22 protein-coding genes and 1 pseudogene are annotated in these 23,505 nt (G+C 44.0%); 2 read left to right on the forward strand and 21 right to left on the reverse strand.

Annotated features, from left to right (window positions below; all coding sequences use genetic code 11):
* Positions 1-68: 68 nt before the first annotated feature.
* The 14 genes and pseudogenes from KCTCHS21_RS16280 to KCTCHS21_RS16350 form a co-directional block, all read right to left on the reverse strand.
* The gene (locus tag KCTCHS21_RS16280) at positions 69-614 is read right to left on the reverse strand and encodes a stalk domain-containing protein (RefSeq protein WP_130610394.1); all 546 of its coding nucleotides are present in this window, start codon (positions 612-614) and stop codon (positions 69-71) included.
* Between the two features lie 316 nt (positions 615-930).
* On the reverse strand, positions 931-2,085 hold the full coding sequence (locus tag KCTCHS21_RS16285) for an MFS transporter (protein ID WP_130610397.1): 1,155 nt from the start codon (positions 2,083-2,085) through the stop codon (positions 931-933).
* 138 nt (positions 2,086-2,223) lie between these two features.
* On the reverse strand, positions 2,224-3,288 hold the full coding sequence (locus tag KCTCHS21_RS16290; RefSeq protein ID WP_130610400.1) for an LLM class flavin-dependent oxidoreductase: 1,065 nt from the start codon (positions 3,286-3,288) through the stop codon (positions 2,224-2,226).
* Positions 3,289-3,408: 120 nt separating this feature from the next.
* Entirely contained in the window at positions 3,409-3,690 is a 282-nt protein-coding gene (locus KCTCHS21_RS16295) for an ArsR/SmtB family transcription factor (protein WP_130610403.1), read from the reverse strand.
* 215 nt (positions 3,691-3,905) lie between these two features.
* On the reverse strand, positions 3,906-4,361 hold the full coding sequence (locus KCTCHS21_RS16300) for a hypothetical protein (protein WP_130610406.1): 456 nt from the start codon (positions 4,359-4,361) through the stop codon (positions 3,906-3,908).
* 127 nt (positions 4,362-4,488) lie between these two features.
* Positions 4,489-4,947 (reverse strand): GNAT family N-acetyltransferase, encoded by a 459-nt coding sequence (locus KCTCHS21_RS16305; protein WP_130610409.1) that lies wholly within the window; start codon positions 4,945-4,947, stop codon positions 4,489-4,491.
* 28 nt (positions 4,948-4,975) lie between these two features.
* Entirely contained in the window at positions 4,976-5,422 is a 447-nt protein-coding gene (locus tag KCTCHS21_RS16310) for a VOC family protein (protein ID WP_130610412.1), read from the reverse strand.
* A 192-nt stretch (positions 5,423-5,614) separates the two neighbouring features.
* Positions 5,615-6,103, reverse strand: a complete 489-nt coding sequence (locus tag KCTCHS21_RS16315) for a GNAT family N-acetyltransferase (protein ID WP_130616548.1) — start codon at positions 6,101-6,103, stop codon at positions 5,615-5,617.
* 333 nt (positions 6,104-6,436) lie between these two features.
* The gene (locus tag KCTCHS21_RS16320; protein WP_130610415.1) at positions 6,437-7,084 is read right to left on the reverse strand and encodes a FusB/FusC family EF-G-binding protein; all 648 of its coding nucleotides are present in this window, start codon (positions 7,082-7,084) and stop codon (positions 6,437-6,439) included.
* A 363-nt stretch (positions 7,085-7,447) separates the two neighbouring features.
* Positions 7,448-8,071 (reverse strand): class I SAM-dependent methyltransferase, encoded by a 624-nt coding sequence (locus tag KCTCHS21_RS16330; protein WP_157994061.1) that lies wholly within the window; start codon positions 8,069-8,071, stop codon positions 7,448-7,450.
* A 5-nt stretch (positions 8,072-8,076) separates the two neighbouring features.
* Positions 8,077-9,240, reverse strand: a complete 1,164-nt coding sequence (locus KCTCHS21_RS16335; protein ID WP_157994062.1) for an MFS transporter — start codon at positions 9,238-9,240, stop codon at positions 8,077-8,079.
* 50 nt (positions 9,241-9,290) lie between these two features.
* Positions 9,291-10,734: pseudogene (locus tag KCTCHS21_RS16340) on the reverse strand (NAD(P)-binding domain-containing protein).
* A gap of 24 nt (positions 10,735-10,758) precedes the next feature.
* Positions 10,759-10,956, reverse strand: coding sequence for a hypothetical protein (locus KCTCHS21_RS16345; protein ID WP_130610427.1), 198 nt, complete (start codon positions 10,954-10,956; stop codon positions 10,759-10,761).
* Between the two features lie 85 nt (positions 10,957-11,041).
* Positions 11,042-11,362 carry an ArsR/SmtB family transcription factor gene (locus KCTCHS21_RS16350; protein WP_130610430.1) on the reverse strand — a complete coding sequence of 107 codons (321 nt, stop codon included), beginning with the start codon at positions 11,360-11,362 and terminating at the stop codon, positions 11,042-11,044.
* Positions 11,363-11,881: 519 nt separating this feature from the next.
* Here KCTCHS21_RS16350 and KCTCHS21_RS31720 point away from each other — a divergent pair.
* Complete coding sequence (locus KCTCHS21_RS31720) at positions 11,882-12,331, forward strand: IS110 family transposase (protein WP_232057857.1); 450 nt, start codon at positions 11,882-11,884, stop codon at positions 12,329-12,331.
* A gap of 143 nt (positions 12,332-12,474) precedes the next feature.
* Complete coding sequence (locus tag KCTCHS21_RS31725) at positions 12,475-13,107, forward strand: transposase (RefSeq protein WP_232057858.1); 633 nt, start codon at positions 12,475-12,477, stop codon at positions 13,105-13,107.
* A 642-nt stretch (positions 13,108-13,749) separates the two neighbouring features.
* On the opposite strand, the gene KCTCHS21_RS16360 is transcribed toward KCTCHS21_RS31725, so the two are convergent.
* The 7 genes from KCTCHS21_RS16360 to KCTCHS21_RS16390 all read right to left on the reverse strand — a co-directional run bounded on the left by KCTCHS21_RS16360 (position 13,750) and on the right by KCTCHS21_RS16390 (position 22,983).
* A complete protein-coding gene (locus tag KCTCHS21_RS16360) occupies positions 13,750-14,607 on the reverse strand; it encodes an AEC family transporter (RefSeq protein WP_197726473.1) in 858 nt (285 codons plus the stop codon).
* A gap of 106 nt (positions 14,608-14,713) precedes the next feature.
* Positions 14,714-16,402, reverse strand: a complete 1,689-nt coding sequence (locus tag KCTCHS21_RS16365; RefSeq protein WP_130610436.1) for a glycoside hydrolase family 13 protein — start codon at positions 16,400-16,402, stop codon at positions 14,714-14,716.
* 49 nt (positions 16,403-16,451) lie between these two features.
* On the reverse strand, positions 16,452-17,282 hold the full coding sequence (locus tag KCTCHS21_RS16370; RefSeq protein ID WP_130610439.1) for a carbohydrate ABC transporter permease: 831 nt from the start codon (positions 17,280-17,282) through the stop codon (positions 16,452-16,454).
* Positions 17,282-18,160: a carbohydrate ABC transporter permease gene (locus KCTCHS21_RS16375; protein ID WP_130610442.1), complete on the reverse strand. Its 879-nt coding sequence runs from the start codon at positions 18,158-18,160 to the stop codon at positions 17,282-17,284. The genes KCTCHS21_RS16370 and KCTCHS21_RS16375 overlap by 1 nt, the downstream gene beginning before the upstream one ends.
* Positions 18,161-18,287: 127 nt before the next feature.
* Positions 18,288-19,571 (reverse strand): ABC transporter substrate-binding protein, encoded by a 1,284-nt coding sequence (locus KCTCHS21_RS16380; protein ID WP_130610445.1) that lies wholly within the window; start codon positions 19,569-19,571, stop codon positions 18,288-18,290.
* A gap of 90 nt (positions 19,572-19,661) precedes the next feature.
* Positions 19,662-21,239 (reverse strand): response regulator transcription factor, encoded by a 1,578-nt coding sequence (locus tag KCTCHS21_RS16385; RefSeq protein WP_130610448.1) that lies wholly within the window; start codon positions 21,237-21,239, stop codon positions 19,662-19,664.
* Positions 21,217-22,983, reverse strand: coding sequence for a sensor histidine kinase (locus KCTCHS21_RS16390; RefSeq protein WP_157994063.1), 1,767 nt, complete (start codon positions 22,981-22,983; stop codon positions 21,217-21,219). Before KCTCHS21_RS16390 ends, KCTCHS21_RS16385 begins: the two co-directional genes overlap by 23 nt.
* Positions 22,984-23,505 lie beyond the last annotated feature (522 nt).

The raw sequence follows: 23,505 nt of genomic DNA on the forward strand, positions 1-23,505 counted from the left end.
TCCTAACGTTCGATAAGATCAATTAACTTGATCATACCATAATCAGATTGCTCAACTCCGCTGTTTGTTCACCCCATTATTGAAGACGGCTTCATATATTTCGTTACCAATGCCGCGACAACGTAAGTATTATTACGATAAAGGATAGGAGCTGCATCCAGCTTAACCAGCTTGCCGTCTACCGTAATATTTTTTGATCCGATCCATAATTTAATGGTTTGTACCCCTTGCTTCATACTATCGTCCGTCATCTTGTCATCCGTCATCTTGCTATCCATCATTTTATCATCCGTCATCTTGTCATCCGTCATCTTGCTATCCATCATTTTATCATCCGTCATCTTCTCATCCATCATCTTGTCATCCTTCATCTTGTCATCCTTCATTTTGCTATCCATCATCTTGTCATTGTAAATCAATGTTACCGATTTTTCCTTGCCGTCCCATTTCACGCTGTAGCCATACATTTCTGCTGCTTGTCTCAGATGAACTAGCTCGTTGCCATCTTTCTTGATTAACTTGGGCGTTGCCGCGCTCGCCAATCCGGCAAAGGCTAGCGATAGTATAAGTGCTGCCAGCAGAATGAATGTCTTGCCCTTTGTTCCTCTAATCATTGATATCACACTCCATTTAAGTTATCTTGCAAAATCAGAATAAAGTAAACTGCTTACAGATCTCTAAGCAAATTATTACGATTCTATTAAGGCGTTAAAAACAACTGTGTTTGTCCAACGCTAGAATTTAAAAATAACGCCTTCATTGCTTCCTTATAGCTCATTACAAAACAACCTGCCGGTGATCCAGCAGGTTGCAGTATATTGCCTGTTAATATCGTCTGAATATTTTCCGTGCCAGTGTCCTGAACAATAAATCATACATACCGAGTTGATTTGGTGGAGCCAATCAATCATTGGAATTCATCGAATTCAATTATGCAGATCTGCGACGCATGTATAACGAAAATATAGCCGGGATGAGAGCAATTGCGACGCCAATTCCAGCAAACCAACCGACTGCTGTAAGAGAAATACCTTCTACAATGACGCCCCCGATTACAGCCCCTACGGCCATGCCCAACTGCACGATCGAACTGTTCAAACTTAGGATGATTCCCGAAGCCTGGGGAGCCATACTAATTAAATAAACTTGTTGAACCGGCCCCATCGACCAAGCGAAAAAGGACCATAACATAAGCAAAGGTAACACGAACATGGACGAATGGGAGAACGCCGTCAGTAACAACAATATTCCGGAGTGAAAGATCAAGCCTCCAATCATCGTACGGGGGATACCCCATTTATCTACCCCGTAGCCACCAACTTGAGATCCTAGGAGACTAGCCAGCCCAAATGCAAACAATCCGATGCTTACCATCCGCTCGCTCATCCCCGTAATGTCTAGAAGAAACGGCGTTATATAGGTGTACAGAATCATATATCCCAATATCCAGAAAAAACCGATGGAAAGCGTGACAGAGATTCGAGGATTTTTTAACAAGGCAAGCTGTTTCCGAATAGGAACGTGAGCCTCTCCCTCCGATTTCGGAATTGTCCGCAATAGAACCAACATCGCGATCAAGCTCAGTACTCCAATCCCTGTGAAAATAATTTTCCAATCATACGAGCTCGCAATGACCCTTCCAAGCGGGACCCCGAGAATAAGTGCGAGGTTAAAGCCCAAGAGAATTGTAGCGATAGTGCTGCCCTGTTTACCAGGAAGTGCTATCTTGGCCGCAACGGTCAGGGCAACTACCATAAATACCCCCGTGCTAATGGCCAAAATAATTCTTGCTCCGATCAGCATGCCGTAGCCCGTTGTTGTGACAGTGATCAAGTTCCCTATGAAAAATAATCCCAAAGCCAATAGCATAAGCTTTCTTCGGTCCATTTTTGCCGTGAGTGCAATAATAATCGGAGTGCCGATGGCATATGCAAGCGAGTAGACCGTAATTAGCTGTCCTGCCGCCACTACAGACACCCCAACATCACTTGCAAGCATATCCAGAATACCGGCAATAACGAATTCCGAAGTTCCTACTAAAAAGCTGATAATGGCTAGAATATAAATTTTCCATGAATTTCTCATCGAGTTCTCCTCTTTCCTTTTCTACAGTTCTAAATCTGTAGAAGTCATTATTAAAAAAATAAGATTAGCCAACCGCCGAAGCCAATTCTCTGTCCAATCAAGCCTCTTTTCTCCAACGTTCATTCGCTGAATTAAGTGTTACGGTTGTTCAGAAGTCTGATGTGCGAGCTCCTTGCGGACAATCGGTGCTACTTTGGTACCGAGAAGCTCAATCGTCCGCAGCAAGTCGCGATGCGGCAACGAACTGAAATCGACGTACATCATGAACCGAGTCAAGCCAAGGTTCTTGTGCAGTAGTACGATCTTCTCTGCCACATATTCGGGGTCTCCGACATAAAGAGCGCCATTAAGGCTGCGGGCTGCATCGTACGAGTCACGTGTATAAGGAGACCAGCCTCGTTCCCGTCCGATCTGGTTCATTTGAGCCGCCATGGTCGGGTAATACCGTTCTGTTGCCTCTTTTGTCGTATCCGAAATAAAGCCATGCGAATGCGTAGCAATTTGCAATTTATTCACATCGTGACCTGCATTCACTGCGGCTTCCTTATAAAGCTCCACTAAGGGCGCGAATCTCTCCGGCATTCCACCCAGGATAGAGAAAACAATCGGAAGTCCCAGTGTGCCGGCCCGAACAGCCGAATCTGGACTGCCCCCCGTGCCGATCCAGATAGGAAGCAGCTCCTGTTGTGAACGAGGATAAATGCCCATGTTGTCAATCGCGGGGCGATGTCCACCGTGCCAGGTCACCTTCTCGGAAGCGCGAATCTTTAACAACAGTTCCAGTTTCTCATCGAACAATTCCTCGTAATCTTTCAGGTCATATCCGAATAGCGGAAAAGATTCGATGAACGAACCCCGTCCAGCCATGATTTCCGCTCGCCCGTTCGATAGACCGTCCAGCGTTGCGAAGTCCTGATATACCCGCACCGGATCATCCGAAGATAGCACTGTCACTGCGCTCGAGAGCCGGATCCGCTTCGTTGTAGCTGCAGCGGTGGCCAGTATGACGGCTGGCGACGAGCTTGTGTAGTCGATTCGATGATGCTCGCCGATAGCATAGACGTCAAGCCCGACTTGATCTGCTAATTGAATCTCCTCTATTGCTTGGCGCAGCCTCTGGGCGTGCGAGACACCACCATTTCCGGGATTTGCATGAAGGAACGTGCTAATTCCAATCTCCATCGTAATCGTTTGACCGCTCATAGTTATTCTCTCCTTTATAATATGGAATAGGCCAAGTCGACTTGTCCGACTAAATTTCAATCATGTATAGCCTTTATCGTTTCTACAGTTCTAAATATATAGAATTAATTGTTAAAAAAATTACGCCAACAAATAGGGCGCAAATTTTTCCGCTATTTCTCGATTGACGTTATAGTGAATAAACGATCCATTCTTGCGAAAACTAATCAAGCCAGAGTCCGTCAATTGCTTGAGATGATGCGATAGCGTCGAGCCTGCAACCGATTCAAGCCTTTCACCGATGGCGGTGAAGCATAAATTACTCTCTTTCGTAAGCAGTAAAGCGATTTTCAGTCGGGTAGGTTCCCCCAAAGCTTTATACAATTTAACCGCTTGCCCCATATCCTCTTGATTTTCTCCCATTATTCTCACCTCCCTGAATCTCTTCCGCAGTTCTACAACTATCGAAATCAATATTATCACCACTACACTTAAATGTAAAGAGGGGCCTTGGTTCATTGAGTTTGGTTCTCTCACTATCCACAGAGATAGGAATTTTGATAAAACCTGCTCCTGTTATTCTCACGCCTTTTCGCGTGCTCCTTTTTTTGCATTCGTGCCAATAATATTAAATAGACTTATATCCACGTTTGAAACGATTTATTGACCATTTTTACATTGTTCATCGTTGCCCAGTTTCTTAAATCCGAGGTACCTCTTTCTTCATCCTTCAAGTACCTAAATACCATATCCATTGGGACGATTCTCTTCTTATAAGGTAATATCCCGATAACAGGTCTAAAGTAGCCCCTGATCATTATGACATTAATATCACTCGAATTAATTATTTTTCCGTTTAATATAATTTGCTCATTGGATAGGCATAACTCAGTTGGTCCTTTGAAAAATGTCCTGTACAATGCAAGTAGCAACACAACTAAGCATAGAAAAATCGCTGTTACCGAAATGTAGAATACACCTGTGTGATCCGATGATTTCCATACAAGAATAAATTGACTCAATATAATAGCAATCATACCTATAATGGTTCCAATCCTTGCAGGACTCTTAATTGGATGCTTTATTTCCCTCAATATTGCTCCCCCCTTTTTCAAATCCCTCACTCCAATATACCACATTTTGGGGTTATTTTACCCGTTAACACAATGAGGCTACCCGAATGTTTCCGCGGTAGCCTCGTGGTATATAGGATATTGAGCTTCATAGTTTTTTAAGGAGTTTTACGTATTCACCATATTCGTCTTCTCCAATAAATAATACGTTAGTAAAACCTTTTTTTGCATATAGATGTCTTGCGCTTAAGTTATCTGTATCGACACCAAGCGAAATTTCCATATATCCGACTTTTTCAGCATATTCAATCAAATAATCAAGGATAATGCTCCCTATACCACGATTGCGATTTTCTTCTTTAACAATCATACGAGATAGATAAATCCGTTTATTTGGGATTGTATAATCTGGATCATTGTTTCTAAAAACCAACGAACCTTCTCCTATAAACTCATCATTTTCCAAATAAATAAAGGTAATCCTGTTTCCGCTTACTAATTCGTCATAAAACATATTTGCCATTTTTGAGTTCTTTTCCATATCCCATATATTACTGCACATAAAATAGTCTTTCAGATTTAGTTGCTTTATTTTATATGAAGTCATAAATTATTCCTTTCCTTTTACCTACATATCAGCCCTTTGAAATTTCAGCATTCCATTCACTTAAATATGGGACATAAGATAGTTGCTTAGGTTTATCACCGAGCATCGCTATAAACTCAAGTTCATTACCGTCAGGATCGTCAAAGTATACAGCGGCAGCTGGCATCCAGGAATGTACAATCGGCTCATCTGTTCCTCGACCAAATACTGGCTTCAAACTGATATTTCTCTCAAATAAATATTGAGGTGAATTGATTAAATCATCAACAGAAACATTGAATGCAAAGTGACGTTTTTGCATCTTTTCCTCTGAGGTTTGCCAAAGTCCAAGCATGTGTTGTTTATCTTCTGTAATCCAGAAAAATGCGACATTATCATAACGTACACCTAATTTCAAACCAAGTGTTTCGTAAAATGAAATGGAATTATCCAAATCACGCACCAGTAAATGTGTTTCAAATAAACCTTTTATCATTTGAACTCACCTCATTATAAGTTGACCATACAATTAGTAAACTAAAATGTTTATAAAGTGTCAATATTAACCTTTTATACCATTTACATGTGGAGCATGAGGTCATACAGACTTGCCCGTTCGTATACAAAAAAAAACACAGGCTATTATCCTGTGCACACAGAGTTACCCATATCCCAATCTTTAGCTGCACTAACTCAAAAACGATAAATCTTTTATAAACCAAGCATCAGTAGCATTATGGTCTGAACCATCTAGTGGTCTTTCAAGTTGTTGGAAACCTGTTTTGATGTAAAGGCGATTTGCTGCTTGAAGTTTACTCGATGTTTCTAAGTAACAGTGTGCATAGTGTTCCTTAGCGAAGTCGAGTGCTACTTTAATAAGTTCCTTCGAGAGGCCCTTACCTTGAGCTTCGGGTGTAATGTATAACTTTTGCAACTCGCAAATTCCCGGTTCCTGCCCAAATGGTGCAATCCCCAAACCACCTACCACTTCGTTTTGTTCATTCACTGCAACCCAATACTTTGAATTTGCTTGTTCCTTGTAATATTGCGCCAGACTACCCAGTTGAGGATCAAAATATGCTGTTCCCGGAATGTTTAGGTTAAATGATTCCAATGAGCTTTTAATAATTCGCTCTATTGTTTGATTGTCCTTTTCTTCAATTTCACGTATTTGCAATTGTTTCATTTCCCCACTATCTATATATAATTTTGTTAATTCTAATATTATTCGCCAAACAATTCAACCTTATCAAGTATCCTGCCGAGGGAGTTTCTTGGTGCTGGAATCAGGGGCTTTCAGTAGAGGGAGATTGCTATTGCGGAATCCGGGGCAAGGGTATGAAAAAAAACACAAATAGGCCGCAGCCAACTAACTTGATCTTCTGCTGAGTAAAAGGGATAGTGGCAAGAGAGGCTGTTACTCAAGGACTCCGGTACAGGCGAGATGGAAACCGCGGGGTGGCGCTCTGCAAGCCGCTCCCAGCGGACTATTTGGTGAAAAACGTCACGATCAGCCCTTGATCGACTGGATAAACTTCTCCAAGGCAGCCGTGTCCGTGATGCGCGTGTTGCATGCATGTCCATCGAGGCAGACGTAATGGCCATACACCTTGTAATAATCAGGCGGCGAGTTCGCCGGCCGCGTCTTGACCGTGAACAATGCAAGATCGTCGTAGCTGTTGCAAATCACGCAGTAGCCCTTCTTGTTCGTGGGAGTGAACCGACCTTCAATGCCAAGAAACTGTCCGTCCCGGGGAAATACCAGGAACATTTTGTTCGTGGCGATATCCGTCCACCCGATGTACGTCAACCGGCGCCGATCCATCGTTTCGACATCCGGCGCGTTCAGCTTCTTCGCCTTCGGGAACAGCTTCTGAAACTGTTTGTTCGTCAATGGAGGGAATTCGGCCCGCCAAGGCTCGAGCGAATCGAGGTAGTTGTGAAACTCTTCGGCGCTGTTCATGTCTGCCATGGACACCAAGTGCCGCTTCCGGTCCTCTTCCAGATCCGGGAATAGTTCGTCGATCTTGAGCGTAGCGCTGTATCTTACTGCCTTCAGTACGTTTCGGTCCGATGCGGTCCGAAGCGCTTGCTGGAGAATTTCGGTTTGATTCTTGATTGCGTTGAATTGATTGTTTTCAATGAACGGCGTATGCATAGATGGCCAGCCCCTTATTTATATGTGTACCGGAGAACGAATACAGAAAAACCAACGGTTAGCTCAGGTCTCGGAATGAGCATCGCCAAAACTATCTTGAGGTCGCTGCTCTATTCGAAATCGAGTGATGATGGGTCCAGTATTCCCCTTCAGATTGTTTTCAAAAGTTACATTTTCCCTGCGGCATCGATTCCTCTTCCGCCTAATCATATTCTAAAGAACGCAATAAGCAATTTATATGAAAACAATAACTTAGAATCGTTTTCGACATAAAAAAACTGATGAAGAAACTTCATCAGTTTTTTTGCTACTTATTTCTCGAATAAACAATTTTCATAATGGGATGGATATCACCAATCTCTGCTACCGAAATTTCCTAGCAACAATGAAATATTCCTGAGAGCTTTTCTTCAAGCAATCCTTTTCGACAATTGAAAAATTCCCTTCCTCAATTGTAGCGATTAAATTGCGTATTTTAAATGATCTTATATTCGGCACTAATCCAACTCTACCTGCTAAGTATAACAAGTTTTTTAGAATTATCTTTTCTCCAACGCATGGTGTTGCTGAAATCAATAATCCTCCTGGTTTCAACAGTTCATTCATTCTTTGTAGAACGATATGTTCATCTTCCAACAAATGCAGTACATGAAAGACCAGGATGACATCAAATGAGTCTTTCTTATACTTTTCATCAAAAATAGTCGAATGAGCATAGTTTATATTTGCAATGTTTCGCTCTTTGGCCTTTTTTTCCGCAATTCCTATCATATTAGAAGATATATCAATGGCATGAATCTCTTTCACACATTCTGCAATTTCATTTGATATCAATCCAGTCCCGCAGCCGTAATCCAAAACAATGTCGCTTATTTTGAGATGTATTTTCGTTCTTTTTATTATATTGCTGTAAGTCTGTTCATCCTTCATCTCTAACTGATCATATTTACTTGCTGTTTTGTCCCAAAAGCTTTCTGATTTATTCATTTCAGTTACACCCTCCTTGCTAGAGCTATCATCCATCTAAAACTCAATAACATCAGTACAGTAGCGGCTATCCAATAAGTTGTAGAGAGACCTAAGGTTCTTTCGAATAGATAGCCAAGGAATGGTCCAAATGAAGCTCCTACATCAGCAACTATTACATAAACAGTTACGATTGCTACTTTAGTCTCATTCGATACGATTGCCGATATGGAAATATCCATTATTGTTATTAATAGTGTCGTTGTCAGGAGTAATGCTAACAAATTAAGTAACCAAAACCCTAATGGGATGTTTGACGGTATGACAAAAACCATAACTGATGCTAGGAACAAGATTACTGACAAGGCAGCTTCTCTTCCCCATTTCCCATCTGTTTTTTTTCCGATCCATGGTGAGAGAAATGCACCTATCACTAATCGGGATGCCTGAATGGTGGCTGCGATCGCTGCCGCCCCAATTAGCATGCCATAAAAGCTGAAATCCATATGCTTGCGGACATCGATTAAATGACTCAATGAGGCTGTTAGTATGCCTTCCAAGCATAACATGACAATGAATACAGTCAAAAGCATCCAAACCAATATAGGCTGATTTGCCAAAGAAGCGACTGTTAATTTAGTTCTCAAGGTAACTTGACGATTTTTAGTGTTCGGGATGTAGATTAGAACGGCCGGCAAAACCATAATAGCCAAGATCCCGAATAAAACTGCTACATTTCTTATTCCGAACCATTCAACAAAAAATCCTCCTGCCAGCATCCCCACTAATGTACCTAGCCGTGAAATTCCATTATAGGTTCCCATTAAGTGCCCACGATTTTCAATCGTTGTTGAATCAAAAATCATGAAATAAGCCCCTAAACGGATGATGGACCAAGCTATTCCCCAAATACATCTTAAGATGAGCCAGTATAGAAAACTATTCGCCCAACCATATAGAAAAGTCGTTGTCCCTGCGATGATGACAGCTATGATCATCCCATCACGAATACTTAGCTTAGTAAATATCCATGAGATTAAAGGATTTAATGGTAATCGGATAAATCGGTTTGCAGACAACAGTATGCCTACCTCTACCAGCGAGGTTAATCCAGCTTCTCGCCAATGGATGGGTAAGGCGATGTATAACATGGAATCCCCGAACAAAGAGATAGCCGTTATTAATGCCATAAAAATTACTGACTTATATCGACTATCTCTTCTCTGCTTTTTATGTGAATTTAAGAGCAACAAGTAGATTTTGGGGTTGTACTTACTGTTGATGGGTGACATCCATCCGTACTACAAGACTCTTCGGATTTCTCACCTGCATTGACTATGGGTGTATTTGCAATGCTACAAACTCCTGTTTCAGGTAAATCAAGCTCTACCTTTAATGCTGCTTCGTAATCACCTACAAGGTAAGCCACTACAGATCTAACTTGTTCATAACCGGTTGCCATAAGGAATGTTGGAGCGCGACCGTAGCTCTTCATCCCAACAATATAAAAGTCCTTTTCGGTATGTCGTAGCTCCCGTTCCCCATGTGGGCGAACCGTGCCACAGCTATGGATATTTGGATCAATGAGCGGGGCTAGCGTCTCGATACTTTCTGTACCCTGATCAATACTTAATCTTAACTCTCGCAGGAATGAAAAATCCGGACGGCTTCCTGTATTAACGATAATTTCATCAATCCCTTGTATATCCTTACTGCCTTCATTGTTTTCCCCACTAATCATTATTTGACCGCCTGAACGGCTTAGCTTTTGAATTCTGAATGGTGTAATCACTTGAATTTTGCCGGAATTAACGAGTTGATGAATACGGCTTCCTAGCTCCCCTCTAGCTTCTAGTTGATCATTCGCTTCCCCACCATATGCATCCTCTACTCTGTTTTTCCGCATGATCCACACAATACTCAACTCTTGATCAGTCTCTTTTAGCTGAGCAAGATCCAACAATGTATTTAACGCAGAGTGACCACCACCGACCACAGCGATGCTTTTGCTACGATATCTTTCCTTATCTTTACCGTGAATATTTGGAATACCATAGTAAATATTTTCATTAAGTGATTGTTCTTCATTCGTCCAAATACCACTTGCATAAAGCGGGTTCGAGTATCCCCAAGTTCCAGAAGCATCGATTACTGCCCTAGCTTCATATCGTTGAGTGCTACTTTGCCCTTCAGTATAAATCACAAAAGCTTTGTTTTCTCGATGCTCTGATTTCATTTTGTCTGTGTCTTTTCGGCTGATCGCTACTACATTTAGTATTTAGAATAAGCTTAGATTTAATCTCAGGAAGCTCAGATAGAGGGAGTAAGTATTTCTCTAACAACTCTTGTCCCGTTGGTAAAGCATCAGGGGAAGGCGCAACCCACCCATGTTTGGATAACAATCTCGCTGCCGCTTTATCTATATTGTATTGCCACGGTGAAAACAAACGAACATGTCCCCAATCCGATATGTTGTGTCCGACATGTGTGCCTGATTCTAATAAAATGAAATCCTCTCCACGTTCAGCCAAATTCGCCGCCGCAGCTAATCCTATTGGTCCTGCCCCAATAATGACGACTGGTTTATTCTTAAAATTGTTATTGGGTTGTTGTTTCATTATGTCTTGCTCAATGGCAGGAGCTGCGCAACAAGAGCTAGGTTGTTTAAGTTCAATGTTTTTCATCGTGATTTTTCCTCCAGTTATATTCTAGATTTTTTTATTAAGAAAGGGGTCTCTCATATTGTAATTGGCCTCTTTTAGGTCATTGAGAAAAATCCGGAGCTTCTCAATATTGTCTAGACCAACAATTTGAATACCGCCTGTTTCATTCGTAACCGAGATGATTTTTCTACCATTTTTATTTAATAACTCAATTTGATCATTCGTTGTTTCCATTATGGTCATTTTCATCTCTCCTTTGCTCTCCAAATGTGCCACAGTCAATCTCAATCATTGATCAACTTTTTTTGATTAATAACTCATGCGAATATCATTTTCGGAAAATGCAGCATAGTTCCGGGGACAGCAAATGATTGACCTCATTATGATTTAGTTCGTAATAGCTCCAAGTCCCTCTTGTCTCGCGGTTAATTAAACCAGCATCCAATAAAATTTTGAGATGATAAGACAGCTTGGATTGAGGCATATCTAATATATCAACAAGATCACAGACGCAAGTGTTTCCTCTTTGAGTCAGCTCATACATGATTTGCAATCGCTTCTGGTCTGCTAACGCTTTGAACTTGCTTTCATACGGTGTAAAATCAACGGACTCTCCTTTTTGAACGACCAAGGGCTGCTCTTTAATCATGATCATTCCTCCTTCGCAACAAGCTACAGTTTGGTTTATTGTAAATATAATATGACCTTTTTCAGTCTTCTCAACACTTTGCAATAAAAGCTGTTTAATCAAATTATTTTGATTTATAAATAATATCATATAGATTTCTTAAGAACAATACATTAATCAATAAAAATTGATTTAATAACTGAAGCAATGAATTCTTATATTTATGATTGAGGATTTAATGGTTCAACCTATAAGCATAAAAGTGGGACACCGTCCTTTCACGGCGTTCTACGTTTGTGTCGGAGATTATTCAGAAATGGATTACGTGACTATGGCTTACGAACTCAATAATTCTTATTTGATCAAAATCTAATGATTTTATATTTTAAACATTCCTGTAGAGACTAATTTTTGGTCTTGGACAAAAAAAGGAGCACCTCTTATGATGGGGGTGTCACGGGTCAATGCCCTAAAACCCATCAGGAGGCGCTTACTATGAAGTTTACCCAAAATGAGAAAACAAATCAACGTATTGAACGAATGACCAGCCAACACGCCGTAGTGCGGATCGACATTGCCAAAGATGTTCATGCAGCGCAAGTAACGGATTACCGTGGACGAGTCCTCTCGAACCGTCACCTGTCCTTTACCAATACGCGTGAAGGATTCGAGAAACTCGGACTTTGGTTGCAGGATATACGTGGCAAATACGGCAAATCGGATGTTATTGTCGGTATGGAACCGACCGGTCATTACTGGTATAACCTCGCCAATTGGCTATTAGAGCAAGGCATTGAAGTGGTTCTGGTAAACCCGGTTACGACGCATCGCAACAAGGAAAATCGGGACAACAGCCCCTCCAAGAACGACCCCAAGGATGCGCTTGTCATCGCAGACGTAGTCAGTCGCGGCTATTACACCAACTATGCACCGCAGTCCCCGTATTTGACCAAATCAAGACCATTACGAGCAATCGCGAGTATTGGGTAAAAATGTCCACGAGCTTAGGAAATCGCATTGTCCGCTGGATCGACCTGTACTTTCCCGAGTTCAGAAGTGTCTTCCCCGTCTGGGACACGGCCCGTTCACTGGCGACGCTCCGAGCCTTTCCACTGCCTGAGGACCTCAAGCAGTTGAATGCAGAGTTGGTCATGGAGGGTTGGCGCGAGCAGGGAATGAGACGTGCAGGTGGTGCTAGCGGGAAGGCAACGGCCACTCAGCTCCTCAGCGCCGCGAATCGCAGCATTGGAAAACCGTGCATGGACGTGGCAGCAGGCCAGGATCTTGCTCGCTTGCTAGCGGCTTACGAGCAAACCCAAGCGGCACTCCAGGAAATGGAGCAGGAGATGGAAATGCTGCTGAACAGCCTTCCGCTGGCTAAGCAGCTCAGCAGCGCAGGTTTGGGAAGGGTCACCATAGCCGTCCTGTTAGGATGCGCTGGAGATCTGAGCCAGTACGCCCATGGCAAACAGTTGCTGCGTCGTGCGGGCCTCAATTTGACGGAGCGAACATCTGGGAAGCACAAGGGGCAGATTAAGCTCTCGAAGCGAGGGGACAGTACGTTGCGTAAGTATTTGTTTTTAGCTGTATTGAATTTGGTGCGGCATCACCCGGATTTCAAATACTGGCATAAGCAAAACCAGCTAAAAGGCATGACGAAGCTGAAGTCTGTATTTAAACTTATCGGAAAGTTGGCGCGTCTGGTCATCGGGATGGTCCAACGCGGAGAAACGTACCAGAGCAAGCTTGACGTTACGGCAGCCTGAGTCACAGCGCATAAACCGATTCGACACGCTTACGAATGTTGACTCGTTCGCGGAATGCCACCACAAAGAAAGCACAGAGAACCGAATGTGGAGTTCGTCAGGGACATAGATCCGTTATCTAAACGCAATCGGTCTCCACGCCTTGGTCAGGTTGAACGAAGGAATGTAAGGGCGCAGACCCGTTGAGACATGGGAGGGTGAACCTCCAAGGGACAAGTGGAGTGTGCAGCAGAAGTCTGTCGCGAAGTGCGTATGAGCGCGACTTCTGTTCCTGCATAGCCAAATGTGTCCATCGACAACGGGTTTCCCCTACTTCCGCTCCATCCACCTGTTCTTGTGAGTTGCAATTCTGCGAATGAGTGAGCATTCGTGAGTAAAACCCTTAAATACGAGGGACGAACTCCAGACATCTTATATCGAATAAAGTAACGCCTTCCCCCCTATATTTTACGCAATAACGCTACTGAAGTTCGTAAGAACAAACAAGTAGTCCATTTATCGGTAATAAGCACGATACTGTGCGTTAGCTAGGACACACATTTCCCTCTTGCGTGTGCGATGCCGCAGGCGAGAACGTAATTGGTAACAAAAGAGAGGAAACCCAATTCCGGTTTCCCCTCCTTCCTTACCTTACCTATTCTATTACGTCTGCATGATCATAAGAAGAACCGTCATCACCACGAGGCTAACCAAGATAGAGAGCGAGCTGGTGAGACTGGATAAAGCGGGGTCTCCCTTGCATTTTTCCGTAAACACCGGAGATAGATTCGAGATCGGCGAGAACGAGACAAGGACAAGTGCCTGCCGAATTTCCTGAGAGAACGGCATCAGGAAATAGAACACCGCCGCAAAAGCTCCCGCGCAGAGAAACCTAACGGATAATGTGAGAGCAACCTGCTTAACATACTTGCGTTCGAATTTAATTTCGAACATCATTCCGATCATTAGCATGGACAGAAAGCCATTAGCAGCACCGATCGTAGAAGAAACCGCAACGACCTCTGACGGTATGCCCACATGTAGCATTGCAAATATGAGCATCAGCATATACGTGACAAACGGTACGGAGGAAAAAAGCTTTCTCACCATTCCTATAACACTGCTTTTTTCCTCTGAGCTTAATACGTTCGAAGTCACCACATACGAACCGCTTGTGCACATGACTGCGTTGCCTGCATCGAACAAGCTTGTTACCACGATACCGGAAGGGCCGAGAAAGCTTTGAACATAAGGCATGGTGAAGGAACCGATGCTGTACCCCGGCCAATTCAGCATATAAAATGCCCTAGTGCTATTATCTTCTCTTCGAGAGGCCCAGTACCCAAGCAGCAGTATAAGCACGTTACATCCTAGTCCCAGCAGCACGATGAATAAAAGTGTAACCTGCATGTCATGAGATGCAAAACTGGTTACTACAGCGGCGGGGAGTGTAACGTTTAGCACGATTTTGGATATGACTTTATAATCCGTCGGTGCGACCAAACCGATTCGCTTTAGCATAAAGCCAAGAATAATGATAAAAATATACGCACTAGCCTTTATCAGAACAGGAATCAAACCTTATCACAGCCTTCGGTGTCATACATAGATGTCAGGCTTATTCCCCTCAAACTAGTCGATAGACTCGCGCTTCATACGGACGCAGCGTAATAGTCGCAATCTCATCATTCGTATCCACCGTGTAGTTGCTAATAAGTAGCTGTTTGCTCGAAAACTGAATATGCCGTGGGAACTCAAACACAGGCAGCTGTTCCGAAAAATTGCAAATGACGACCAACTGCTCCTCTTCAAGCGTTCTGGTAAAAGCATAAATCTGTTCATTTTCTTCCATTAAAATATCATACGTACCGTACACGATAATTCCGTGCTCCTTGCGAAGCTGAATCAATTTTCTATAATAATGATAGATCGAATCCGGGTCTTTCCTATCACGCTCTACGTTGATTTCCTTGTGATTCTCATGAACCCCAATCCAAGGCGTTCCCTCCGTAAATCCGGCATTGCTGCCAGCCGACCATTGTACAGGAGTGCGGCCATTGTCCCGGCTTCGCTGGTAGATGCTCTCCATCATCTCTGGATGACTTAACTGCTCGCCTCCAACAAAATCGCGATAGGCATTAACCGTCTGAATGTCCCTGTAGTCCGATAATTTGTCGAATCGAACATTGGTCATCCCGATTTCTTCTCCCTGATAGATGTAAGGAGTGCCTTGCAGCATGTGCAGGCAGGTGGCCAGCATTTTCGCAGAAATCGTGCGATATTCCGGACTGTCATTACCAAAGCGAGATACCGCTCGCGGCTGATCGTGATTACTCCAATATAGACTGTTCCAGCCGTCCTCCCTAAGTCCGTACTGCCAGCGGCTCATAATCGTTTTCAGCTCCGTCAGCTTCCATGGCCCAGGAGACCATTTGCCAAGCTTCCCATCTCCAAGGAACACATGCTCGAAATGGAACACCATATTTAGTTCGTTCCGATCAGCTCCCGTATACAGCTTAGCCTGCTCCACATTAACGCCTAATGTTTCGCCAACCGTCATAATATCGTATTTGGACAGCACCTCACGGTTCATTTCCTGCAAGTAATCGTGGATTTTGGGACCGTCACAGTAAAGAGGAACGCCATCGCCGTATTTAAAGCCCTCTCTTACTTTCCCGTCTGGAAGCCCTTCTGCTTTGGAAAGCATATTGATAACATCCATACGGAAGCCATCAACGCCCTTATCTAGCCAAAAGGTCATCAGATCATACACTTCCCCACGAAGCGCAGGATTTTCCCAATTTAAATCAGGCTGCTTTTTGGAGTAAATGTGCAAATAATATTCGCCAGAATTCTCGTCATACTCCCACGCCGAGCCACCAAATCGGGAGCCCCAATTGTTCGGCTCGCTGCCGTCTTCCTTACCGGGATGCCACATGTAATAGTCACGATAGGTATTGTCTTTCGATTTCTTGGCCTCAATGAACCAAGGATGCTCGTCCGAAGAGTGGTTTACTACCAGATCCAGCATGATTTTGATGCCTCTTAGGTGCGCTTCGTGAAGCAGCTCGTCAAAGTCCTGCATCGTGCCGAATTCATCCATAATATCTCTATAATCGCTGATATCGTAGCCGTTATCGTCGTTCGGCGATTTATTAATCGGACTCAGCCAGATCACATCAATGCCAAGTTCCCGAAGGTAGTCTAGCTTGAGGATAACACCTTGCAAATCTCCTACACCGTCTCCGTTACTGTCCATGAAGCTTCTTGGATATATCTGATAGACAACCGCTTCTTTCCACCATTTTCGATCCATTTTCAACTGGCTCCTCTCCAAACTGTTTTCTCTATTTTTCTCTCTAGTCCTAGCCTTTCACCGCACCCGCCGTAATGCCTTGAATAATGTATCTTTGCATGAGCAGGAAAAATACAACAATCGGAATCACAGCCAGCGTCATCGCTGCTAGAGCTAAATGCCACTGATTCATATATTCTCCGAAATAAATGTAGGAAGCTAACGGGATCGTCTGAACCGCCTTCGAATTGAGTACGATGTAAGGCAGCAGGAAGTCATTCCAAATCCATAACGAATGCAGGATCGCGATCGTTACCGTAATCGGAGTAAGTAACGGGAGCAGAATTCGGAAATAAACACCGAACACACTGCTGCCGTCCATCGTTGCCGCTTCTTCCAGCTCGACAGGCACGCCCTTAATAAATCCGTGGTACAGAAACAGCGCAAGTGGGATACCGAATCCCCAATACATCGTAATAATGCCGGGCAAGTTGTTGATCATCTTAAAGTCTTTAGCCACCATGAGCAGTGGAATCATCATCGTTTGAAAAGGAATGACCATCGCGGACAAAATACCTAGAAAAATAATGTTGCTCATTTTGCCGGGACGACGAACGAGCTGATAGGCCGCAGCCGAGCTAAATAATAAGATGCCAAGTACGCTGAGAACCGTAATGATAAGCGAGTTCGCGAACACGGTAGGAAACTTCATCTCCTGCCACACCGTCACAAAGTTGCTCAATTGAAACAACTCAGGTAACGAAGAAGCGGAGGTCAAGATTTCATCGTACCGTTTGAACGCATTAATAAACACCAGATAAAGCGGAACAAGAAACAGGAGCCCGAGCGCGATCATGAACAGCTCAAGAAGAAGCTTCCCGCTATTGTAACGGTCCTTCATTACATCTCAACCTCCTTCCGTTTCATAGCGAACACTTGAATGAGCGTAATGGCGCCCAACACGATGAAAAATATAATCGCTTTCGTAGATGCCAGCGTGTAATTGTTATTCGCAAAAGCATCCTGGTAAATATGCAATGCCAATGATTCCGTCGATCCAAAAGGTCCGCCCTTCGTTAGGGCTAGATTAAGATCGAACACCTTAAAGCCGCTCGTAATGGCTAGGAACAAGCAAATCGTAATCGCATTGCGAACAAGCGGTAAAATAATGTGCCACATTCTCTGCCAGCGGTTAACTCCGTCGATCTGCGCGGCCTCCAGTAATTCAGTGGAAATCCCTTGCAACGCGGCAATATAGATAACCATGAAATAACCGGCGGAATACCACACATTAACGAGAATAAGTGCCCAGAATGCATAGCTCGGGTAGCTGAGCCAATTCACTTCGAAAATGTGCCAGCCCGTCCATTCCGCGATTTGTGGGAAAACCTGTGAAATAATAAATTGCCAGATGAAGCCGATGATCAATGTTCCAATGACATGAGGCATGAAATAGACCGTTCTGAGCACGTTTTTCGTTTTCAGCTTCATGTTCAAAACTATAGCTAATGCAAAACCTATAACATTAACCAATAACGTGCTTACGGCTACATATTTTAGCGTGAACCAGAACGACTTCATATACGCCGAATCGTGGAAGATCGTCGTATAGTTGCTCCATCCTACCCACTTAATGTCAGTGCTTATCCCATCCCAATCCTGAAACGAGAAGATGATTGCCCGGACAAAGGGTAGCATGATAATTAAAGCGAACAGTAGAACAGCTGGAGATACAAAGGTAAAATAAATGAGCAGCTTTTTCGTTTTCGTTTGTGTCATGAATTGAAGAGCACCTCTTTTCCTGCTTTAACCTGATGCAGCCACTGCGACATTTCCGGAGCTGTCCCGAATCGGTACAGTGGCTGCTTCCTTCTAGTCGGGCGTTTAGAGAACGCCCGACTTCCTATTACTTCTTCACAGCACCTGACCAGATCTTCTGAATTTCATCCATGGCTTTCTCTTTATTCAATTGCTCGCCGACATAGGCTTGCAACGGCTTAACGAATTGAGTTTGGATTCCCGGAGCTGGCCACAGGAAGAAGGCGAACGGAATGATTTGATCGTTTTTCACGTATTCGTTCATGTCAGCAGCGAGTGGTCCCAATTGATCCGTCGCTTGCATATCAGCAAAGGCAGGAAGGAACTTGAACGAATCAACCAAATACTTCTGACCGTTCTTGTGGACCCAGTCCAGGAATTTCTTCGCTTCATCAACGTTCTTAGATTCCTTGTTAATCGCGTAATAGTTAGGTACACTGATTGGAATTTTCGTATCGCTAGCGTTATCCGTAAGCGGAATAGCGAACATACCCATGTTTACATCCGGGTTCACCTTCAGAATCGGCTGCAAAGCCCAAACCCCTTGCTGGATCATCGCAACTTTGCCCGTTGCGAAGTTCGCGATTTCCGTATCGTAGCTGACGCCAAGCGACTCTACGCCTGATCCATACTGCACAGTCATATCAAGAACATCAAAAAATCCATTCATGAAAGGGTTGTCCTTGATTTTCGCAGTGCCATCATTCAACTGCTTGGCATAACCCGCTGGGTCTGGCGCATAAGCGAATGGCAGGTTTAGCAAATGCTGTCCAAGCGTCCACCATTCCTTGTAAGCCTCTGAGTAAGACTTAATGCCTGCCGTCTTCAGCTTCTCGTTCACTTGCTTTAGCTCTGTTAGCGTTGTTGGAACCTTATCGATTCCGGCTTTAGCGAACAAATCCTTGTTATATACGAAACCGTATCCTTCGATGGAAATCGGAAAGCCATACTTCTTACCGTCGAACGTCATACCTGGAAGTGTTGTTGGCAGCGCCTGGCTCATCCAAGATTCTTCCGTTAGGTCAACCAGTCTGTCACGCCACAGCCCCATGTCGGTGTACCCTTTTACGAAGAAAATGTCCGGCGCTTCTCCTGCTGCGAACAGCGTTTTGAGCCTCGTCTGCACATCCGGTGTAATTTCAGGTTCGATGGTGACGTTCGGATGCTCTGACTGGTAATCGGCCAGCATTTGCTTTGTTTTGTCGGCGATTTCCGGCTTGCCTTGCAGTAGCTTCAACGTAATCTTCTTATCTGTCGATCCCTGACTTGGCGCCGCACCGCTCTCTGAGGGCTTCGAGTTCCCCTGGCCGCATCCAGCTAGCAAGCCCGCGCTTAAAGCGACAACGGTAATGCCTGATAACAACTTCTTCATTTTGACTCCCCCAAAATGTATGGTGTGATGTGCTGTGTACAGGCTTTATTTTATACGCTTACATTTGCGCGTGGCAGGGAATATCCTCGCCTAAATAGGGAATATCTGCGTTTGATGTCGAACCTTGCGAAAACGAAGCGGTGACATTCCTGTTTGCTTCTTGAACACCTTGCTGAAATAATTTTCGTCGACATAGCCTAGTTGGTTGGCAATCTGAGATACCGCTGAATTCGTGTTGGATAGCAAAGCTTTGGCTTTCTCGATCTTCAGCTCGGTCAAATACGAAATGATCGTCGTATTGTACGTTTCCTTAAATCTCTTCGAAATATATTGCGGGCTAAGGTGAAATTTCTCCGACAGGGTAGCAAACGAAATGTCTTCATGAAAATATCGAGTCAAATAATCCCGAATCGTCTCGATTTCCTGACTGCCCTGAGACGCTATATTTGTCGCTTCTAGCACAATCCAGAACTGCTGCAGCAGCATTTTTTCCCATTCCTCTATATCGCTAATCCATAGAGGCAGATGAGGAGCTGGTGAAGTCCCCGATTGTTTGGCTGTTAATCTGCTAAGGATTAGATTGGCCTCCAACGAACAAATCTGTAGCTCCTTTAACGTTAGCTTCCCCTGCTGCCGTAAACCTTCCGCATACTTTCCGACAATGTCCAGAACAAAACGCTTGTTTCCGGTTTCGATCGCTTTTTGCAGCAAAAATTGCTGATTCATAAAGGGGGGAACTTCCTGAGCCCCAGCTGTGGACGCTTTCGATTTGCCTGGCAGCACGTCACAGCCAAGCAGCTCCTGCTTCGCCTCCCCGACAGCCTGACCCAAATCGGCAAGGCTACATGCTCTAGCGCATTGTCCGATTAGCACCTCTAGTCCGAGGGTTTGCTTCCATGCTCGCCTTGCTCTCTCTAGATGCATGGACAGGTTAACACCCTTCCTGCCAGTTGCCCCATCGCCAATGATCATCAACCACTGATAGTCGTCCAGCCTGCATAGATAGCTAGGGGAATCCCCTATCGCATCCCGGGCAATATTGTCTACAGCAAAGAAAAACAACTCCTCATCCATCTCAAATCGGCTACCCACTATGTCCATTCGTTTTCGTGGCAAAATGACGGAAATGCTCAAGATTTGCTCCGGCAATCCGAGCTTATTGAAAATTCGTCTGACCGCATCCGTCAGTGGACTCTCCCCTTTGACAAAGGAGGCCAGCTTTTTCTCGTCCAGAAGGGCATCTGCCTTCCGAATGATATGTCCGCGCTCCGTTTCGGATTGCTTTATGCTCTCTAGCTCATTCCACGCGCTAACAGCCTTCTGGAGTGCTTCTTCAAGCTCTTTCCTGTGAAAAGGCTTTAAAATATAGTCCACTCCATTAGCCTTGATAGCAGCTCTCGTATATTCAAAATCACTGTACCCGCTAATGACGATAACCTGTGTATTGGATTGGATCTCCCTAATTTTTTGCAGTAGCTCAATTCCGTTCATCATCGGCATTTTCATATCGCAAAAAACAACGGCAGGTTTATTAGCCTTAATTAGCTCCAACGCTTCAATGCCGTTCTCCGCCATGAAAATATCTGTAATCCCGAACTTTTCCGTTGAGATCGACAGCTCAATTCCTTCTCTTACATGCTGCTCATCATCCACGATCAATATTTTCATCTGGGGCTGCCTCCTCAAGGGGAATCACTAGTTGAATTTCTGTCTTTTCATAAGCTACACTGCTCAAATTCCATTCGAAAGCTTCCCCATACCGAATCCATAGCCGCTGTAAGACGTTCATCAGACCGATGCCGCCACCTTCCCAATCCTGAACATGGTGAATGGCAAACCTCTTTCTCAAGAGCTCGATCGTATTCTGCTCTACACCCTTGCCGTTGTCTACAATGCGAATCGTGAGTTCTGCATTCAGCGTAATTTCCACATGGATGAACCCCGCTCCCATTCCATTCTCGATGCCATGAATGATGCTGTTCTCAACCAAAGGCTGAAGGATCATCTTGGGAACGGTTACATTTTCCGCTTCAGGCTCGCATGAAATTCTGTAGGAAAGCTTGTTTTTGAAGCGGTTTTCCTGAAGAGATAAATAGTGCTCGATATGCTCAATTTCCTTCTTTAGAGGGACAAATTCGGTTTTCATATCCATGCTGTATCGCAAAATAAATCCGAGCTCAGCTATTCTGTCGTTAATCTCTTCTGCCTGATAACGGAGCGCAAGCGTAGAAATAGACTGCAACGTGTTGTACAGAAAGTGAGGGTTGATCTGCGCTTGTAGCATCTTCAGCCGGGCCGTGGATACCTCAAGCTTCTGCTGGTATTCCTTAAAAATCATTTCTTTCAGATTGTGCACCATCATTTCAAAGCGGTGCTCGAGAATTCCGATTTCGTCCTCTCGGGCATTGAATTTGACACCGTCAAAAATTCCGATTCCAACGCGAGATATATTCTGAACTAGCCGCTTAATCGGGGCAGTGATGGAGTAGGACAGGATAAATGCAAATATAACTATGCAAGCCAAAGCCACCACTTGAATGGCGATCGTCTGATTCAGCGTTTGCTTCGCCACCTTATTGATCGCAACGGACGGAATAAACTTGATGCTCATGAACGGAACATTTAAATAGTGATTACGGACGTAGACATACACGCCTTTCTTGCCGTTCAACTTTCCAAAGCTATAGCCTTTTTCCTTCTGGGGATCAGGAGCGATCTGATCAACCGCATCCAGACTCGTCAATTCCTTGTCAGACGTATATAGCATCTGATTGCTTGGAGAGACTAACAAAAACATCGTTTCGTTCGTAACATCGAAGAGCTGACTGTTCAGCCTCGCAATTTCGTCCAATGAAACATAAATCGATAATAAGCCAATTTTCGTCGAGTTCGGATAATCGATCAGCTGCTTGTGAAAAGCGAGAAACCGCTCGCCGTTCAACCGCTGTACCTCATAATCCGGCACACTGCTCCACTCGCTCTCTCTAGCAGGCGGAAGAACCGTTTGCCAGAAATCGCCACCCATTAAGTTATCGAGTTGATAGTGCTGTCCGGAGCCTCCGGCGTAAAAATTAACCATTTTGATTTCCGGACGTCTGCTATACACGTCATATAGTTTTCTTTGAACGTACATGTTGCGCTCGTAATTGCTCATATTTTTCCACACGTACATGGCCAGATCTTGATCTGCATACCAAGACACCGATAGCTGGTTAAGCTCCTGCAAATACTTTTTTATGTTGTCCATACCGATCGTCATCGTGTTCTGATTCAGTTCAATGGAATGCTCCTGAAGCGTACGATAATTGGATCGATAGGAAATCACGTTCGACAAAACAAACGGAATGGTGGTCATAATAAGCATCCAGACAAGTAATCTGGCAAACAAGCTTCTTTTGTAAATGCGATTCATTTCATCGTCTCTCCCCTTTGCGCTGCCCATGGAGGTAGTCCACCGTTTTCGGCAATACCTAATATATTAGCCGAGTCCCCCCTTGTCCGTCTATTTGATAAATAAGTCAGTAAGGGCATATGCGGATTATTGAATGGTCTATGCGAATGCACTGACAGTATATTTATCTGCACATATACTTACAGAGTGATAAATGATCACAATATCAAAGTGGTGGTGATTTCTGTGAGTGCTTATGGTGGATCTCAAGCTGCTGCATTTGTACTTGTCCTTTTCATACTATTGGTAATCATCCTTGCTGCTGGATCTAAGGGCGGCTACTAAGAAGTATTCCGAACTCCCCTTAAATCTTAACCCCAACATGATCCGCCATGTTGGGGCTCTTTTAATTCTGTACCCAGATTTTAATGAAACATTTATCTTCTTTTTTTGCTCTTCGATGTCGTGACATTTGGAATGATCGGATTGTTTGGAATAGTCAATAACATAAGCCCTATCTAGTTTGACTAGAGTAGATATCGG

The sequence above is a fragment of the Cohnella abietis genome, assembly GCF_004295585.1.
In the GTDB taxonomy this organism is placed as follows: Bacteria; Bacillota; Bacilli; order Paenibacillales; family Paenibacillaceae; genus Cohnella; species Cohnella abietis.